We start from the raw sequence: 17436 nt of genomic DNA, 5'->3' as shown, positions 1-17436 counted from the left end.
GTATAGGGGGAGAATGAAGTGAAGCGGGCTAGCCGATAGGCGAGGCGCGTCAGCGGCTGCGGTGCAGCGGGGATTGCGGCAGCTGGATATTGGCCACCTGTTCTGCAATGGGATCTGCTGATAGGGGGTGGGTGCTTTCGGAAAAATCAGCCGGATCCTGCATCTTTTTCCAGCTGCCTTGATGATAGATCTCAAGGCCCGAGAATTTTTCCTTATAGGCCATCTTGCTGCTGCCCGGCACCCAATAGCCAAGATAGACATAGGGCAGGCCGCTTTCCTGCGCGATCCTGATATGATCAAGGATCATATAGGTGCCAATCGAGTTCTGCGGCTGATCCGGGTTATAAAAGGAATAGACCATGCTCAGCCCATCTTCGAGCACATCTGTCAAAGACACCGCAATAAGTTCGCTGAACTGCGGTTCGGTATATTCTATGACGCGGGTGCGGATCGGCGTTTCCTCGATCATCGCGGCGTATTCAAAGACATCCATATCCGCCATGCCGCCATCTGAATGGCGGCTGTCCAGATAGCGGCGAAACAGGCTGTACTGGTCCTCTGTCGCCCAGGGCGAGGTGGCGCGGCGCTGCAGGCTGGCGTTGCGTTTCAAAACGCGCTTCTGGCTGCGGGTCATGGTAAAGGCGCTGGTATTAATCCGCGCCGACATGCAGGCCGAACACTCGGAGCAGGAGGGCCGATAAAGCACATTCTGCGAGCGGCGAAACCCTTGTTGTGACAGGCTATTGTTCAATTGCTCGGCACCATCCCCCTGCAGCGAGGTGAACAGCTTCCGCTCCATCCGTTTTTCCAGATAGGGGCAGGGCTGCGGCGCAGTCACATAGAACTGAGGAGCAATTGGAAGTGTATGGCGCATCTGGGCCTTGTTCTGCAGAGGGTTTTCTTGATCATAAGAGGCCCGTACAGGATATCAATGGCCCAGCCCCGTGCAAGCCTGCATTGTGACAAGGTTAAGGCCGGTTAATACCGGGCGGTCAAGGCAGGCCCCCGGTTCTTATTGTGGGGCCTCTGCGGGCGGCTCAGGCGCGGCGGTTGATCATGACAGTGCCCAGGAGCGAATCGCTCAACCCCTGGCCGCGCGCGGTGGTCAGCATCATTATCACCGAAATCACCTGCAGGACCGGAATGGCCAAGGACAGGGAATAGCCGATGGTATGCAGCGTCGCTTGCCCCGCCTCCAGACGCCGCCCGTTCAGGGCGCGCAGCTCAATCCCGGCAAAGTGCATCCCCAGGGTGGCAGAGCCATTGGCGATCGTCACGGCGCGGTAAACAAAGCCAATCACCAGATAAAGCAGTGGCCAGATGAACATGCCGACAAAGGCCGTCAAGAGTACCGTAATAAGGCAAAGCCCGAAAATAAGGATACTGTCAATGACCCAGGCGACCAATCGTTTGGGGGCAACAGAGGCATAGAATTCAGCCTGATAATCGGGATCGGGCAGGGCGGTCATGAGCGGTCCTTCAAGGTTGTTTCAAGGTATGGATTGATCCGCGCACCGCCACATTTGGCCTTGGTGCACAGATCGAGAGTCAGCGGCAGTGACCGCCCTAGTGGCTCTTGGCGGCGCGATCGGTCTCGTCGGTCTCGGGGGCAGTTTCGGGCATTTCGCTGCGTTCGTCCATGAACTGGTCGAATTCAGCCTTGTCCTTGGCGTCACGCAAGCGCTGCATAAAGCTTTCAAAGTCATGCTGTTCCTGCTCCAGCCGACGCAGCGTGTCTTCCTTGTAGGCGTCAAAGGCCGAGTTGCCAGAGGGTTTCATCGCCGACATTCCATGGCTGGCCCAGGCTTTACGGCTACGGCAGGATTTATTGAACATACGTTTGCTCCAGATCATGTAGAAAAGAAGGGCCAGGCCGATGGGCCAGAAAAAGACAAAGCCAAGTACCATGGCGGCAATCCAGGCGCCTTTGCCTTTTTGGTCCAACCAGGCCTCGCTGCGCGTGAACCACCCCTGCTGGCTGTGGGGCGGGGTGGGGGAGGTGATAGCTGTCATGTTCCGTCTCCAGGTTATGCGGTTATACGGTCTTGCGACCGGCATTGTTGTGTTTGGCGCTATGTAAATGCCTTTCACATTACTGCATATCGGATCCAGGGTGCCTGGCTTCAAGGGGCTATGTAAATCTTTTTTACATAATCAATCTAAGATATTGATTTATTTTATTATCATCGTTTCGAGATGTGGGTTCTTTCAATTTTGGACATAGATATCTGCAGCAAACGATTTTGGGCAGCAGATAGCCCCGCGCGCCCCGCTAGCGCATTGACTTGAGGCTTTGCAAGGCCGTTTCAAATGGGTGTAGCGGGACACGAATTTTTTCAATTTTGGACATAGATATCTGCAGCAAACGGTTTTGGGCCGTCTAGAGGCCAAGCGCGGGGGCGTGGGGCCTCTATGCTTTAGACAGGTCGATTGTGATGGGTTCCCAGGCGGCGGTTTGTGTCGCGCGCTCGTAGAAGCGCACATAGGTCTTTGAACCGACCACCCGCATCGCGTCGCGGATCGCTTGCATCGCCCGCTTCCAGCGCTCGTCGCTGATATCCAAATTCAGGAGCATGAAGATCTCAGAGCGGTTGATCTGGCCTTCCTTGTCCGTGTTGAATGCCTTGGTCACGATGGCGCGGATCTCGGGGCCAGAGTCGGCGGCCCACTCGTTCAGGCATTCATCGACCAGTTCCTTGGCAATCTGCAATTCGGGGCCAAAGTCGAAGGCCTCGGCGATCTGCACCTGGACCTTGTACAGCCCATCATAACTGAACAGGGTCTTGTTGCCCTTTTTGCCGCCGACCTTGGCCTCGTACTCCTGGGCCAGGAGCGCTTCAAAAGCGCCAATGTCGTTGAACGTATGGGCTTTGAACCGGGCGATCTGCTCGCTCAGGGCCTTGCCGTAACCGATCATCTTGCGGACGGTCTCGTCCTGGAGCGCGTCCTGGGCTTTGACCAGTTCGGCGGGCACCAGTGCGCCTTTGGCGTTGGTGCGGTAATTCTTGCCTTTCACGGCGACAATCCCGTCGGGGATCGTCGCGGGCTTGAAGGGGCTATTTTCCGTTGGGGTAGAAGTCATGAGAATTGCTTTGGCTTGGGTTAGAAGATGATTTTGCTGAGCGCGGCGGATGCCGACACGATGATGATCGCGACGCCGACCAAGAAAAGAACCGGGCCAATGTTGTTGCGCTCATAAGCGCAGGCTCGAACCTCGGCCTCGGTAAGGAACGCCCCTATAAGGGCGAGGAAAATGCCGACGAAAATTGGCGCCATGGGGTTCTCCATCAAAAGGGGCAGTTAGGCATCCGTGCGGCAGCGGGCGCAGTGATCCATGCTCGCAACAGTTGGCGTGAAGTGCTGGCCGCATAGGCTGCAGGGGGTTTGCTCCTGCAGTTCGGAGACAGCGTCCGTAAGTTTTTCGAGCGGAGATTTCGCAGCATCCAGCTTCTTTTTGTGGGCTGCCCATTTGCCGCGCAGCACGGTCCAGCTCTTGCCAAAACTATCGGCCACGGCAGTAATTTTTTCGCCCTTGGAGAGGCGTTCATAGGCTTCTGAGAGATCGCCATCGCTCCAGGAGAAATGAGCGACGTCGGATTTTGCAGCGGTTTGAGGCCGAATGGCTTCTGCAGCCTGTGCCATGGCCTCGGGAGAAACGAAGGGCGGCGGGCTGACCGGACCTGCGTCACGCGCGGCTTTCCGCTCGGCAGCTTGTGCTGCGTTCACCGCGTCGGCTTCCAAAAATCCAAGAATTTTTTGGGCCGTGGCACGGTCGGCAAAGGTGCCGACAAGGTCTGGCACAAACCGCACAATTTCAAACTTGTCTGGTGCGGTTTCATTCAATCGAAATTCCATATTCACCTCCGGGTTTGGCTGCTCATCAGACCAGGGCCGCCACGCCCTGGTGACCGCACCCGACAGTGCCGGGCGGGTTTCGCATTGTTGGTTAGGCGTTCAGTTCATCTTTGACGGCCTGGGATTGTTTGAAGCCCAGGGAGGACGAGGCCGCGATATCCATGGCCTCTCCGGTCGCCGGGTTACGACCCTTGCGGGCTGCGTTTTCGCGGCGCTTGAATGTGCCAAGACCGGGTAGAGTGACGTCATCGCCGTTTTTCACCGCCTTGATGATCTGTTGGGCCAGCGCTGCGATGGTCTTGTCCACCGCGTCCTGGCTTTGGCCGGTTTCCTCGGCAACGGCACGAATGAGTTCTGCTTTTGTCAGTTTAGGCATGGTTCAGCTCCTATGGCTGGTTGGTGCGCTCAAAGGCGCGGGGTGATCAGGCTCCGGTAGGATCCAGCCGGTCGGCAAGGCTGCGGAGCCAGATGGCGAGTTTGGTTTTCGGAGGAAGGGTCATTCTTCGGCCCCCGGTTTGAACTTGGGACAGGCCCGGCAGGCGCGGAACATGCGCACCACGTTCGGTGCCGCCGAGCCTAGGCGTTTGGAGCGGTCCCGCCAGGACATGCAAGACTCTGCGCTAATGGTGCCGATGGCGGGGCAATCGACGTCTGCGTCCACAAAGGTGGCGCGGACCCGTGCCTCAATGCGGGCGGTATCTCCGGCGTAGCTGTTGCGCAGAACCTGGCTAACGGTCGCCGCAGAAACCGACAGACGTGCGGCCACCTTGTTCTGCGAAGCACCGGGCGCGTCACAGGCGCGTACCAGGGCAAAGATCCAGTCGGGCGGCGTGTTGCCCCAGGCTGCGCGGGCGATGGCAAGGCGAGAGTTCATACCAAACGTCCCCCCTGTGCGTGGACGATCACATCGTCGTTGCCGTCGATCACTACCGGCAGGCGTTTTTCAACGGGCGGCAAAGGGCCGGTGTCGCGGATCAGCAGGTAGCGGGCAGGGCGGTCCTTGCGGGCCTTCTGAGTGGCGCGCAGATACCCGGCGCGGGTCAACATCGTGCAATAGTCCTGCGCTGAACCTACGGTGATATCTGGGCGGCTGGTTGCCAGTTCTCCCGTTTGGTGTCTTTCACCTGGCAGGCTTCTGCGATCTCGGCACGAGTGAGGCGCGGCCGGGAGTGGATGAAATTCCACATCTCCAGCTTTTGTGGGTCATCCGGTGTCAGCTCGGGGAATTGGGGTGTATAGCGCATTATTTCAGCCCCACACGTGGTGCAGGTGCTTCATCGCGGGGGAACCGCATCTGGCCCCAGTCCTCAAGGGCCATTGCCTTGAAGCCCATCACCTTGCACTGTTCCTGCACATAGTTGAGGTCAATCACCGAGCGGCGGACGTTGCCGGTGTTGCGGTCCAGGATATGCTGCAGCAGGTCATCATGGATGGTCACGTCTGCGGCGTAAAAGCTGGCCAGATACTGTGCATCCTTGAGATTGGCCGGCTGCGCCGCCGTCCAGGTCATGACCCGGCTGTCAATCAACTCCCATTTGCGCAGCTTTTGCGGCAGCTTTTCCATGCCAACCAAGATCACGGGCACGTCGCTGCCATCGTGAAAATCCCGAATGATCTGGATCAGCCCGCGCTGGATGGCATAATCCGCTTCGTCGATGATCAGCGGCCGGGCCGCGATGGCCAATTGCTCATTGGCCTGCATCATCATTTCGGCCAGCGTCTTTTGTGGTACGGCACCCAGTTCGCGCAGCACCTGCTGTAGCAGCGTCTTGCGGGTCCAAAGCTCCTGAACAGAGATGTGGATCGCATCCAACGCCGAGGCGGCATAGATCGCGGCCATGAACATGGCTGGCGCCATTGCTGTGCAGGGTGTCGATCAGATCAAGCGCGCGCAACCGATCTGCTGCCTTGGCGCGGGCGGCCTCGGGCAGGCCTTCAAAGGCTGCCCAAGCGGCCCCCCGGCTTTGCTTGGGAGACGGCGCCTCTAGGGTGCCAGTGGCGACCAGAGGGGGCAGATTTCGCAGCCAGAAACAGGTTCTCTTACGCTCATTGTCAGCGCCGTCCGGAAGCGCTGGCAGCACTGCGCAGGAACGATACAATCAGTAGCCTTTAACTTGCGCAGGCAATCGCCGACGATACTAGGAAACCCGATTATTCTGGATGTTCCAAAAGAAGGCACTGCAGAGAACGATCCGATAGTTGAGGTCTTCGATTTCTCGATTAGATTGCGCGGATCAAATTGGTTATCGTTATCCGCGCATGCCGGGGCATGAGGCGACTTGCCTGGACTTTCGTTCCTAGTGTTCTTCTTCGCCACCACGATCTGTGCACTGCTTGACCGGAACGCGGTGGAGCGAAGTGGCCGCAAGGAAGCGGCAAACGGCTTACTGGTTTGGATTCTGCTGTTTGTCCCAGCCTACACATTCTTGCGTTCAAAGCGAACGGGCTTGGGCAGTGGGCCGCTGTTTGCGTGGATATGCTCTGGCCCGACCTTCCTCGGTGAGCGAGGGGTCATCTCCGCTGAGTTCCTTCTCAGCATGTCTTATGAAATAGACGGCCACTTGCGCAGTTGCAGCAAATGCAAGTGACATGGCCGCTACCCAAGTCAGAAAAAAACAAAGGCATGTAATCCCTGTCATAGCTTGATTGTTACTAGCATTCGCGTACTCTTAAGCCAACCTGGACGGCGCTCGTGCCCTAGCTGATCAATTTTCAGCTGCCAGATTTCACCTTTTTGGAGCCCAGGTATTGCAGAACGGTATTCTTGAGACTTTCAGAGTCATAGCAACAGGAAACAAATTCGCCTATGCTTGAGGAAGAGCGGAGGTTCATCACATGCGGCAACTGATTTCAAATGGAAACCCGATGGAGGAGATCGTTGGCTTCAGCCGTGCGGTTCGCGTCGGTCCCTACATTTCGGTAGGAGGAACCGCACCTGTTGATGCGCAGGGCAAGACAGTAGGCGTCGGGGATGTATTCGCGCAGACCACTCAATGCTTTGAAATAATAAAAGCGGCCCTGGAACAGGCAGGCTCTGGTCTTCAAGACATTGTGCGGACAAGGGTCATCCTGACAGATATCGACAACTGGAAAGAGGCTATCGAAGCGAGGAAGAAATACTGCGTCGATGCCCGACCCGTTGATACGATCATGGCGATCAATCGATTTGTGAACCCTGAATGGTTGGTCGAGATCGAGGTTGATGCAGTTGTTCCCGACGACGCATAGCGCAAACCTCAGAGGTTTCTGTCACCAGCGAAAACCACCGTTTTCTCCGCCCCCTCATTGTTTCAACGCCTAAAACTCCTTTCAAATAGGCGTTTGTCTGCGACCTTGCGGTGTCTTCGGGCCTCTTCCGGTTACTACAGATATCGACGTCCAACTAGAGTGGTGGGGCGGGTTGTAGAGCGATCCGCAATTGGGCAGCCCAACGGACATTGTGGTGGTTTCCCCAGATCGGGACTGAACCGCGCCGCCCCAGCAGGATCCGAAAGGAGTGGGGCGAGGCAATCAGCGCAGGGCGCGGGATAGTTTTGCGATAGTGCTATTCTTCAAAAGAAGACAGCTGCGAGGCTTGACCTCCATTTTTCTTTGAAATATCACCTGCAGCAAGAGAGCGGGCGTTGTGTAGTGGTAAGACCTTAGCCTTCCAAGCTAATGACGCGGGTTCGATTCCCGCCGCCCGCTCCAGTATTGTCCCTGACAACTTACCTCAGAAACATTCCCATATGTGACAGACCTGTTTTGTCTTGCTTTTGCTGGGCCGTTTGGTTTGCAACTGGGCTGCGGCGTTTTGGCCCCAGGCCCTGTCTGAGCCCATATTCCCCTGGTTTGTCGGCATCCAGAGCCGACAGCCGCTTGACCTGCAGGGCTGGCGGGGCCATGAACCTGACTGGACCGCAGGGCGAGGGGCCTTGGCAGGGAAATAGGCAAAAGGATCCGGCATGGCGCGTAACAAGGCAGCTCCGACCTCGCAAGAAGAGCGCGAGAGCTCTCGGGAAATTGGTGTTCTGGGGGCATTGTGGCCCTTTATGCGCCCCTACCGGCTGCTGATGTTTGCTGCCACCTGTGCCCTGGTGATGACCGCTGGCCTGTCGTTGACGCTGCCTTTGGCGGTGCGGCGCGTGGTCGACAATTTCCGGGTGTCGGAGAGCGCCTTGCTGAATCAGTATTTCATGGCCGCGCTGGTCATTGCCGCCTTGTTGGCGGTGGGAACCGGGCTACGCTACGCGCTGGTGACCCGGCTGGGAGAGCGGGTTGTCTCGGATATTCGCAAGGCGGTGTTTGACCGCGTCATCGGTATGAGCCCGACCTTCTTTGAAAAGATCATGACCGGAGAGGTGCTGAGCCGGATCACCACCGACACCACGCTGATCCAATCGGTATTGGGCTCTTCCGTGTCGATTGCCCTACGCAACCTGTTGATTTTTATCGGTGGCATGATCCTGATGCTGCTGACCTCGGCTAAATTGACCGGGTTGGTCCTGTTGATCGTGCCGGCGGTGATTGTGCCGATCATGGTATTGGGGCGGCGGTTGCGCGGCATCAGCCGCGAAAATCAGGATTGGATCGCGGCCTCTTCGGGCAATGCCGGCGAAGCGCTTGGCGCGGTGCAGACAGTGCAGGCCTTTACCCATGAGGCCGCCAGCCGGGCGCAGTTTGCCAATATGACCGAGACCGCCTTTGATGTGTCTGTCACTCGGATCAAAACCCGCGCCTATCTGACTGTGATTGTTATTTTCCTGGTGTTTTCCGGTATTGTCGGGGTGCTCTGGATGGGGGCCAATGATGTGCGCGCGGGCGTGATGACCGAAGGCACCCTGATCCAGTTTGTAATCTACGCGGTTCTGGTGGCGGGGTCTGTCGCCGCCCTCTCTGAAATCTGGAGCGAGCTGCAGCGTGCTGCTGGGGCCACGGAACGGCTGATTGAGCTGCTAAACGCGACGGATACGGTGAAAGATCCCAGCGCCGCTGCGGCGCTGCCCACCCCGGTGCGCGGTGAGATCTGTTTTCAGGGGGTTTCCTTTGCCTATCCTGCACGCCCCGCCGTGCAGGCCCTGGATGATGTGAACCTAGCGGTGAAGCCGGGTGAAACCGTCGCCTTTGTCGGGCCTTCGGGGGCTGGCAAGACCACCATCATCCAGATGATTCAGCGGTTTTATGACCCGGACAGGGGGGCTGTGCTGCTGGATGGTGTCGCCCTTCGCGATTTGCGACGGGATGACTTTCGCAAACATATCGCCATGGTGCCACAGGATCCGGTAATCTTTGCCGCCTCGGCGCGCGAGAATATCCGTTTTGGCCGTCCAGAGGCCACGGACGCCGAAGTCGAAGCCGCCGCTGCTGCCGCCGCCGCGCATGATTTCATCTCGGCCTTGCCAGAGGGGTATGACAGTTTTGTGGGCGAGCGCGGTGTGATGTTGTCGGGGGGGCAGAAACAGCGGATCGCTATTGCCCGGGCTATCCTGCGCGATGCGCCGGTCCTGCTGCTGGACGAGGCCACCTCGGCGCTGGATGCTGAAAGCGAACGATTGGTGCAGGCTGCGGTGGACAAGTTGAGCCTGAGCCGCACCACCTTGATTGTGGCGCATCGTCTTGCCACGGTGAAGAAGGCCGATCGCATCGTGGTGATGGAGAATGGCCGGGTGGTTGCCACTGGCACCCATGATGCGCTGGTGGCTGAGGGTGGGCTATATGCGCGGTTGGCGCGGTTGCAGTTCACCGATGGCTTGGCGGCCGAATAGCGGCTAACCCGGCGAGGTGTGGCGGGGCAGGGCACCTGTCACTGTTTTGATTGATGCCTTGGTAGGATTGGCCAGGGCGATATCATGCGCAGGGGTGCCTTTCCCCTGTCAGTGCCTTTTGCTGACCTGGTTTTGATCTGTTTCGATCTGTGCCGATTTGTGTTGACCTGTATCGCCACGTCAGTTTTCCCTCTTGCCTTGACGTGACCCTGCGCATGCGCTTGCACGCTGCGCCTTTTGGTCCCAAATTGAGCCCAAAGAGGATATCTCTCGGGCATGCTCGGGGTTAGGGGAGTATAGGAATGGCTTTTGCCACGATTGAAGACAGCATTGCGATGGAACAGGAAGCAACCTGGGAGGAACGGGATAACCCGGTGACGCTGTACCAGCTGTTGTCGCGCACCACCGGCAGGTTTCCCAATAACAACGCCGTCAGCTATCAGATCTTTTCTGGCCCCACCGATAAGGCGGAAACGCTGACCTGGAGCCAGTTGAAGGATCAGGTCACCCAAGCGGCCAATATGTTCCGCGCGCTGGGGATCGGCGAAAAAGATGTGGTGGCCTATGTGCTGCCCAACAGCAATGAAACCCTGGTGACGATGCTGGGCGGTGCGGTGGCAGGGATCGTCAACCCGATCAACCCGCTGCTGGAACCAGAACAGATCGCCTCTATTCTGCGCGAAACCAAGGCCAAAGTCGTGGTGACGCTCAAACCGTTTCCCAAAACCGATGTGGCACAAAAAGTTGCCGAGGCGGTGCGCCATGCGCCTGGGGTGAACACGGTGCTAGAGGTGGATCTGAACCGCTATCTGACGCCGCCAAAATCCTGGATCGTGCCGCTGCTGCGTCCCAAGCTGGAAAACAAGGATAAAATCGCCCACGCGGATTACAAATCCTTCCGCCGTGAGATGCTGAAACAGCCCACCACCCTGGCCTTTGCCGATAGTACCACGGACCGGGTGGCCTGCTATTTCCATACCGGTGGCACAACCGGCATGCCCAAGGTAGCGCAGCACACCTATTCAGGCATGATCTACAACGGCTGGATTGGCGATACGCTGTTGTTCTCCGAGAATGACAACATCATGTGCCCGCTGCCGCTGTTTCATGTTTTTGCCTGCCATGTGATCATTATGGCCTCGCTGTCTTCTGGGGCACATGTGGTCTTTCCAACGCCGCAGGGCTATCGCGGTGACGGGGTGTTTGATAACTTCTGGAAGCTGATCGAACGCTGGAAAATCACTTTTATCATCACTGTCCCCACCGCGATTTCGGCAAAGATGCAGCGCCCGGTGGATGCGGATATTTCTACCGTCAAGACCGCCTTTTCGGGGTCTGCGCCGCTGCCGGTAGAACTGTATCGCCGTTTTCAGGAGGCCACAGGCATCAATATCATCGAAGGCTATGGGCTGACCGAGGCCACCTGCCTGGTGTCTTGCAACCCGGTCGACGGGGAAAAGAAGATCGGCTCTATCGGCATCACCTTTCCCTATACGGATGTCAAAATCGTCAAGGGTACAGCTGATGGCATGGTCGAATGCGGCACCGACGAGGTGGGGGAGATCTGCATCTCGAACCCCGGTGTCTATGCCGGTCATACCTATACCGAGGCGGCGAAGAACGTCGATCTCTACTACCAGGGCAAATATCTGCGCACCGGCGATCTGGGCCGCTTTGACGCGGATCGCTACCTGTGGATTACGGGCCGGGCCAAGGATCTGATCATTCGAGGTGGCCACAACATCGACCCTGCTGAAATAGAAGAGGCCCTGCTGGGCCATGAGGCGGTCGCCTTTGCTGGGGCGATCGGCCAGCCCGATGCCCATTCCGGAGAGCTGCCCTGCGCCTTTGTCGAGCTGGTCGAGGGGGCCACTGCCACGGCAGAGGACCTGCTGGAGTATTGCAAGATCCATGTGCATGAGCGCGCTGCAATCCCCAAACACCTGACGGTGATGGACGAGCTGCCAAAAACTGCGGTTGGCAAGATTTTCAAACCGGATCTGCGTAAACATGCCATCACCCGTGTCTATAATGATGCGCTTCTGAAGGCAGCCTGCCCGGCGCGGGTAGAGGCGGTGATCGACGACAAAAAGCGCGGCTTGGTCGCCCAGGTTGCGGCCAATGGCGCCAGAGACAGCGATATTTCTGGCGTGCTGGGGGGCTTTACCCGTCCCTGGGAACACCTGCCCGCCGCGAAGGCCTGATAGCGGATCGGTGCGGCCGGGCTCTAGGGCCAAGCAGCAGGGGTTTGGGCCATGCGGAGAGTCCTGCGCCCTTGATCAGAAACTTACCTTTGCCGCAGGACGCGCCCCAGCCGGGCGCGTCTTTTTGTGCATTTGCCATTTCCATCACCGCTTGCTCTGGCCTAGGCTTGCGCTGGGAAACCACCGCTACGAAGGATCGGGAATGGACTACGAACGGCTGATTGACGAAGAAACCTGGGCCTTCATCCGCAAGACCGGGGAGTGCTATCCAGAGGATGCTGTCGCGCAAAGCATCGCCGAGCAGCGCGCCCTCTATGATGAAATGGCGCGGGCCTTCCTGGCGGTGCGTTCGGCCCTGGTCGAAACCGAAGACCGCCAGATCAGCGGTGCGCCGGGCAACCCCGATGTGTCGCTGCGGATCTATAGCGCGGGTGATCCAACGCGCACGGTGCTGTTTTGCCATGGGGGCGGCTTTGTGGTTGGCGGCCTTGAGAGCCACGATGATGTCTGTGCCGAAATCTGCGCCCAGACTGGCTATCGCGTGGTGGCTGTGGACTATCGGCTGGCGCCAGAACATCAACACCCGGCGATGTATGACGATGCATGGCAGGCGCTGTCCTGGGTGGTCACGACCTACGGCGAGGGGGTTGTGCTCATGGGCGATAGCGCCGGGGCCAATCTCTGTGCTGCCCTGGCCCATGGGGCACGGGGGGAGGCCACAGTTCAGGCCGCCCTTATGGGGCAGGTTCTGATCTATGGTGCCTTTGGCGGCGATGTGAATGCAGGATCCTATCTTGAACATGCGCAGGCCCCGATGCTGACCCGTGACGAGGTGCTGTTCTACCAAGATATTCGCCGCCCCAAGGGCAGCAGCCCCAGCGCAGAGGCCGACCCCAGCTATGCGCCTCTGCAGGATAGCGATTTCAGCCATCTGCCGCCCACGGTGCTGGTCTCGGCCGACTGCGACCCGGTGCGCGATGACAGTCGGGACTATCGCGACAGGGTGCTGGCTGCGGGCGGCAAGGCCTATTGGATCAACGAGCCAGGCCTGGTGCATGGCTATCTGCGCGCCCGCCACACAGTGGGGCGCGCCCGCGATAGCTTTGAACGGATCTCTGCCGCGGTAGAGGCCCTGGGGCAAGGGCTTTGGCCCTATGACTAGCGCGCGTTGGGGTATTCGCTGAGAAACGACTGCGCCTTCATTGTATCGGCTATGGGCGCGCCTAGACGGCTGAGGATGGTGGGGGCCAGCTGGCGCTGGTCGATGACATCGTCTTTATCTGGCCCCTGCGCATCGCCAAAGTAGTAGAGCGCGGTTTCCTGTTGTAGCGCGCTGCGCCCGCCATGGTGGCCACGTTCATCCTGGCCATGGTCGGCGGTGACTATCACCTCATAGCCCAACTGACGCCAGCGGCAGATAAAGGGGGCCAGCATTTCATCCATGACAAAACAGGCGTGGTCCATTTCTTGGCAGTCATGGAAAAACCGGTGGCCCATACTGTCGAGTGTGCAGGTGTGCAGCATGCCGTAGTTCAGGCCAAAGCGCAGGCAGAGGTTGGTCAGGGTACCAAAGAGATCCACATCCGAGGGCGTCATCTGGTTGGTAAGACCATAGCCTGTCATGGTGTGGAAACGACCATGGTTGATACTGTCGCTTTCGGGTTCATCATATTCAATATCGCGCACAAAATCAAAAGGGTGGCGGTTGAAGAACTGCGACCAGAAACTATGCGCCACGGCCCCTGTGGTGCCCCCGGCCTCACGCACCTGAGAGAAGACATCCTTGTGTTCCAGTCGAAAGACATTGCCATTGCCGGTACAGCCATGTTCGGCCGGGGCCACGCCTGTGTGGATTGAGGCATAGCAACTGGCTGAAATTGAGGGCAGCACCGCGCGCTGTTTCCAGACACGGGCGTCGCCGCTGTCGACCCAGCCTTCCAGATTGCCAAACAGCCGCCGAAAGTTGCGATAGGGCACCCCATCCAGAATGATGAGAAGCAGTTTGTTGTCCATGGTGCGAATCCTTTGTCTCTTTGCTCCATCATTGCGATCAAATCTTGAATTGCCATTCAGAAAATTGATTCTGGCGTAAAATGGCATCAGACGCTGTGCACCGCAGGGCTGTGATGGCGTGTCACAGCCTGTAAAAATCGCTGCGCCATGACATCAGGCCCGCGCAATTGCGCGGGCCTGAGCCTGTTATTACTGTTGGTTGGGGGGCTTGGGTCAGTTGCCGGCGCTTTCCATCTTGCGGTGGGAAATCACCTCTTCCAGCCAGCCCAGACGCATTTCCGGCACCGAACTGAGCAACAGATCAGTGTAGTCGTCAAAGGGTGGGCTCAGCACCTGGGTCTTGCTGCCATAGCGCTGCACCTTGCCCTGATACATCACCGCAATGGTGTCGGAAATGGCGCGCACGGTGGCCAGATCGTGGGTGATGAAGAGAAAGGCAACATCCTCGATCTTTTGCAGGTTCAACAAGAGCTTGAGAATACCATCAGCGACCAGTGGATCCAGCGCCGAGGTGACCTCGTCACAGATGATCATCTTGGGCTTGGCTGCCAGGGCGCGGGCAATGCAGACCCGCTGCTTTTGTCCGCCTGACAGTTCTGCCGGGTAGCGATCCATGAATTCTTCGCCCAGCTCGATCTCGTCCAGAAGTTCGATGATCCGCTTGCGTTTTTCCTTGCCCGACATGTTGAAATAGAACTCAAGCGGTCGACCGATGATGGTGCCCACGGTCTGACGTGGGTTCATCGCCACATCTGCCATCTGGTAGATCATCTGCAATTCGCGCAGATCCTCGCGCGAGCGTCCCGCCAGATTGGCCGAGAGCGTCCTTCCGGCAAATTCGATCTCGCCTTCGCGCGGCGGCAATAGCCCGGTGATCACCCGGGCAAGGGTAGATTTTCCCGAGCCGGATTCACCCACCACCGCCAGGGTCTGACCAGGGTAGAGATCGACATTGACGTTGTGCAACACATCGAACTGCGTGCCCTTGTAGCGGGCAGTGATATTGCGCACGCTCAGCACCGGATCCCCGGTGGACGCTTTTTCTGCGTGCTCGATGGAGCGCACCGAGACCAGCGCCTGGGTGTAGTCTTCTTGCGGCGCGTTGATGATCTGATCAACCGAGCCATATTCCACCATATTGCCGTGACGCAGCACCATGATATCGTCGCTGACCTGGGCCACAACGGCCAGATCATGGGTGATATACAGGGCCGCAACACCGGTGCCGCGGATGGCAGCCTTGATGGCCATCAGCACGTCGATCTGGGTGGTGACATCCAGCGCAGTTGTCGGTTCATCAAAGACCACCAGGTCCGGTTCGGGACAAAGCGCCAGCGCCGTCATACAGCGCTGCAGCTGCCCACCAGAAACCTGATGCGGATAGCGGTCGCCGATGGTGTCAGGGTTGGGCAGGCCCAGCTTGTCAAACAGCTCTCGGGCGCGGGCTTCAGCCTGTTTGCGGCTGAATTTCTTCTGCTCGACAGCCGCTTCGACCACTTGGTCCAGGATCTTTTTGGCCGGGTTGAAAGAGGCGGCGGCAGATTGGGACACATAGGTCACCTCGGCGCCGCGCAGTTTGCGGATGTCGCCAGTGCCGGATTTCAGCACATCACGGCCATTGATCCAGACCTCACCACCGGTGATTTTGACCCCACCGCGACCATAGGCCATGGCGGCCAGACCAATGGTCGATTTGCCGGCCCCGGATTCCCCGATCAGCCCCAGAACCTTGCCCTTTTCCAGATCAAAGCTCACCCCGTGGACAATTTCGATGTCATGGGGTTTTTCACCGGGCGGGTAGACTGTTGCGCCGATTTTCAGGTCGCGGACCTTCAATTGTGGATCGCTCATCCGCGGCCTCCTTTCAGCGAGGTGGTTCGGTTCAGCACCCAATCCGCCACCAGATTGACAGAGATCGCCAGGGTGGCGATGGCAAAGGCTGGCATCAGCGCGGCGGGAATGCCATAGACGATGCCTTCAGCGTTTTCCTTCACGATGCCGCCCCAATCCGCCTGTGGCGGTTGGATCCCCAGGCCCAGGAACGAGAGGGTCGAAACAAAGAGCACCATGAAGATAAAGCGCAACCCCATTTCCGCCACCAGCGGTGACAGCGCATTGGGCAGGATCTCACGGAAGATGATCCAGATGGTTTTTTCACCACGCAGGCGCGCGGCTTCGACGTAGTCCATGACCTCGATATCCACCGCGACAGCGCGCGACAGGCGGAAAACGCGGGTGGAATCCAGCAGGCCCATGACCAGGACCAGCACCGGCAGGGTGACAGGCATTACCGACAGGACAACCAGCGCAAAGATAAGCGAGGGGATCGACATCAAGAGATCGACAAAGCGCGACAGCAGTTGATCAACCCAGCCCCCGGCGACAGCGGCCAGAAACCCCAGCACCGACCCGGTGGTAAAGGACAGGATGGTCGCAGCGGTAGCAACAAAGATGGTGGTGCGCCCACCATAGATCATGCGCGACAGAAGATCGCGACCAATGCCATCGGTGCCCAGCAGGAATTCGGCACTGGGGGGGTCCCAATAGCCAGAGCTGACCACCTCGGCATAGCCATAGGGGGCCAGCAGTGGGGCAAAGATCGCGGCAAGAAAGTAAAGGGCGGTAAAGAAAAGCCCAATGGCTGCAGCAAGAGGTATTCTCATTTTGGATGCCTCAGTCTTGGGTTGGACAGGATAGAGACAATGTCGGCGATCATATTCATGCCGATGTAGACGGCGGCAAAGATGATGCCGCAGGCCTGTACAACGGGCACGTCGCGTTTGGAAACACTGTCCACCAGATATTGGCCCATGCCAGGGTAGACAAAGACAACTTCGATCACCACGACGCCAACAACCAGATAGGCAAGGTTCAGCATCACCACATTGACGATGGGCGCGATGGCGTTTGGCAGCGCATGGCGCACAATCACCTGCAGCCCGTTCAGGCCCTTCAGTTCAGCCGTTTCGATATAGGCCGATTGCATCACATTCAGGATTGCGGCGCGGGTCATGCGCATCATATGGGCCAGTACGACCAGTGTCAGGGTTGCGACGGGCAGGGCGATAGATTCCAGTTTGTCGAACAGGGCCGCATCCGGGCGAAAGGCCGTGGCGGTGGGGTAAAACCAGCCCAGTTTGACGCCAAAGAAGAACATCAAGACATAGCCGATCAGAAATTCGGGAATAGAGATCGAGGCAAGCGTGACGCCCGAAATCGCCTTGTCAGGCCAGCGTTCGCGAAAGCGTACTGCTAAAAGGCCAAGGAAAATCGCCAGCGGCACAGCGACGATGGCGGCCCAGAAGGCCAGGAAGAGCGTATTGGACAGGCGCTGCGAGATGCTCTCGCCGATGTCGCGCCCAGAGGTCAGGGCAGTGCCCAAATCACCCTGCACAAGACCACCCAACCAAGAGAGATAGCGCTGCAAGGCGGGTTCGTTCAGGCCAAGTTCGGCACGCAGGTTTGCCAGGGCTTCAGGGGTTGCAGATTGTCCCAGGATGGATTGGGCCACATCGCCTGGCAGGATAATTGTACCGGCAAAAATCAACCCCGAGACGAGAAATAACAGGATGAGGCCCAACGCAATGCGCTGGGCCAACAATTTGATAACTAGGGGCATC

Annotated in this window: 19 protein-coding genes, 1 tRNA gene and 1 other RNA gene; 5 read left to right on the top strand and 16 right to left on the bottom strand. The window is 58.2% G+C overall.

Annotated elements, in window-relative coordinates; genetic code table 11:
* Positions 1-49: 49 nt before the first annotated feature.
* From LRK71_RS14065 to LRK71_RS14010, 12 genes are all read right to left on the bottom strand, one after another.
* Positions 50-874, bottom strand: a complete 825-nt coding sequence (locus LRK71_RS14065; RefSeq protein ID WP_232404459.1) for an arginyltransferase — start codon at positions 872-874, stop codon at positions 50-52.
* Between the two features lie 163 nt (positions 875-1037).
* Positions 1038-1469 carry an RDD family protein gene (locus tag LRK71_RS14060; RefSeq protein ID WP_232404458.1) on the bottom strand — a complete coding sequence of 144 codons (432 nt, stop codon included), beginning with the start codon at positions 1467-1469 and terminating at the stop codon, positions 1038-1040.
* A 97-nt stretch (positions 1470-1566) separates the two neighbouring features.
* Entirely contained in the window at positions 1567-2013 is a 447-nt protein-coding gene (locus tag LRK71_RS14055; RefSeq protein WP_232404457.1) for a DUF2852 domain-containing protein, read from the bottom strand.
* A 397-nt stretch (positions 2014-2410) separates the two neighbouring features.
* Entirely contained in the window at positions 2411-3082 is a 672-nt protein-coding gene (locus LRK71_RS14050) for a DUF3164 family protein (protein WP_232404456.1), read from the bottom strand.
* 20 nt (positions 3083-3102) lie between these two features.
* Positions 3103-3276, bottom strand: a complete 174-nt coding sequence (locus tag LRK71_RS14045) for a hypothetical protein (RefSeq protein WP_232404455.1) — start codon at positions 3274-3276, stop codon at positions 3103-3105.
* Between the two features lie 24 nt (positions 3277-3300).
* Positions 3301-3855 carry a hypothetical protein gene (locus tag LRK71_RS14040; protein ID WP_232404454.1) on the bottom strand — a complete coding sequence of 185 codons (555 nt, stop codon included), beginning with the start codon at positions 3853-3855 and terminating at the stop codon, positions 3301-3303.
* 12 nt (positions 3856-3867) lie between these two features.
* Positions 3868-3940: hammerhead ribozyme type II (locus tag LRK71_RS14035), an RNA gene on the bottom strand.
* Positions 3941-3946: 6 nt separating this feature from the next.
* Positions 3947-4231, bottom strand: coding sequence for an HU family DNA-binding protein (locus tag LRK71_RS14030; RefSeq protein WP_232404453.1), 285 nt, complete (start codon positions 4229-4231; stop codon positions 3947-3949).
* 120 nt (positions 4232-4351) lie between these two features.
* A complete protein-coding gene (locus LRK71_RS14025; RefSeq protein WP_232404452.1) occupies positions 4352-4729 on the bottom strand; it encodes a hypothetical protein in 378 nt (125 codons plus the stop codon).
* The gene (locus LRK71_RS14020; RefSeq protein WP_232404451.1) at positions 4726-4902 is read right to left on the bottom strand and encodes a hypothetical protein; all 177 of its coding nucleotides are present in this window, start codon (positions 4900-4902) and stop codon (positions 4726-4728) included. The genes LRK71_RS14025 and LRK71_RS14020 overlap by 4 nt, the downstream gene beginning before the upstream one ends.
* Before the next feature lie 23 nt (positions 4903-4925).
* On the bottom strand, positions 4926-5099 hold the full coding sequence (locus LRK71_RS14015) for a hypothetical protein (RefSeq protein WP_232404450.1): 174 nt from the start codon (positions 5097-5099) through the stop codon (positions 4926-4928).
* The gene (locus LRK71_RS14010) at positions 5099-5701 is read right to left on the bottom strand and encodes an AAA family ATPase (protein ID WP_232404449.1); all 603 of its coding nucleotides are present in this window, start codon (positions 5699-5701) and stop codon (positions 5099-5101) included. Before LRK71_RS14010 ends, LRK71_RS14015 begins: the two co-directional genes overlap by 1 nt.
* 989 nt (positions 5702-6690) lie before the next feature.
* Between LRK71_RS14010 and LRK71_RS14005 the strand changes: the two genes are divergently transcribed.
* The 5 genes from LRK71_RS14005 to LRK71_RS13985 all read left to right on the top strand — a co-directional run bounded on the left by LRK71_RS14005 (position 6691) and on the right by LRK71_RS13985 (position 12965).
* On the top strand, positions 6691-7083 hold the full coding sequence (locus LRK71_RS14005; RefSeq protein WP_232404448.1) for a RidA family protein: 393 nt from the start codon (positions 6691-6693) through the stop codon (positions 7081-7083).
* Between the two features lie 388 nt (positions 7084-7471).
* Positions 7472-7545 (top strand) — tRNA-Gly (locus LRK71_RS14000).
* Between the two features lie 254 nt (positions 7546-7799).
* Positions 7800-9599, top strand: a complete 1800-nt coding sequence (locus LRK71_RS13995; RefSeq protein ID WP_232404447.1) for an ABC transporter transmembrane domain-containing protein — start codon at positions 7800-7802, stop codon at positions 9597-9599.
* A 302-nt stretch (positions 9600-9901) separates the two neighbouring features.
* Positions 9902-11803, top strand: coding sequence for an acyl-CoA synthetase (locus LRK71_RS13990; protein ID WP_232404446.1), 1902 nt, complete (start codon positions 9902-9904; stop codon positions 11801-11803).
* Positions 11804-12005: 202 nt separating this feature from the next.
* Positions 12006-12965 (top strand): alpha/beta hydrolase, encoded by a 960-nt coding sequence (locus tag LRK71_RS13985; RefSeq protein ID WP_232404445.1) that lies wholly within the window; start codon positions 12006-12008, stop codon positions 12963-12965.
* Here LRK71_RS13985 and LRK71_RS13980 read toward each other — a convergent pair.
* The 4 genes from LRK71_RS13980 to LRK71_RS13965 all read right to left on the bottom strand — a co-directional run bounded on the left by LRK71_RS13980 (position 12962) and on the right by LRK71_RS13965 (position 17435).
* Complete coding sequence (locus LRK71_RS13980) at positions 12962-13816, bottom strand: alkaline phosphatase family protein (protein WP_232404444.1); 855 nt, start codon at positions 13814-13816, stop codon at positions 12962-12964. The genes LRK71_RS13985 and LRK71_RS13980 overlap by 4 nt on opposite strands.
* A gap of 213 nt (positions 13817-14029) precedes the next feature.
* Positions 14030-15667 carry an ABC transporter ATP-binding protein gene (locus tag LRK71_RS13975; RefSeq protein ID WP_232404443.1) on the bottom strand — a complete coding sequence of 546 codons (1638 nt, stop codon included), beginning with the start codon at positions 15665-15667 and terminating at the stop codon, positions 14030-14032.
* Entirely contained in the window at positions 15664-16479 is an 816-nt protein-coding gene (locus tag LRK71_RS13970) for an ABC transporter permease (protein WP_232404442.1), read from the bottom strand. Before LRK71_RS13970 ends, LRK71_RS13975 begins: the two co-directional genes overlap by 4 nt.
* Positions 16476-17435 (bottom strand): ABC transporter permease, encoded by a 960-nt coding sequence (locus LRK71_RS13965; RefSeq protein WP_232404441.1) that lies wholly within the window; start codon positions 17433-17435, stop codon positions 16476-16478. Before LRK71_RS13965 ends, LRK71_RS13970 begins: the two co-directional genes overlap by 4 nt.
* Position 17436: the final 1 nt, after the last annotated feature.

The organism is Pseudophaeobacter flagellatus (genome assembly GCF_021228235.1).
Taxonomy (GTDB): Bacteria; Pseudomonadota; Alphaproteobacteria; order Rhodobacterales; family Rhodobacteraceae; genus Pseudophaeobacter; species Pseudophaeobacter flagellatus.
Note: the sequence above shows the minus strand (reverse complement) of the source record. Positions and strands in the feature narration are given on the sequence as shown.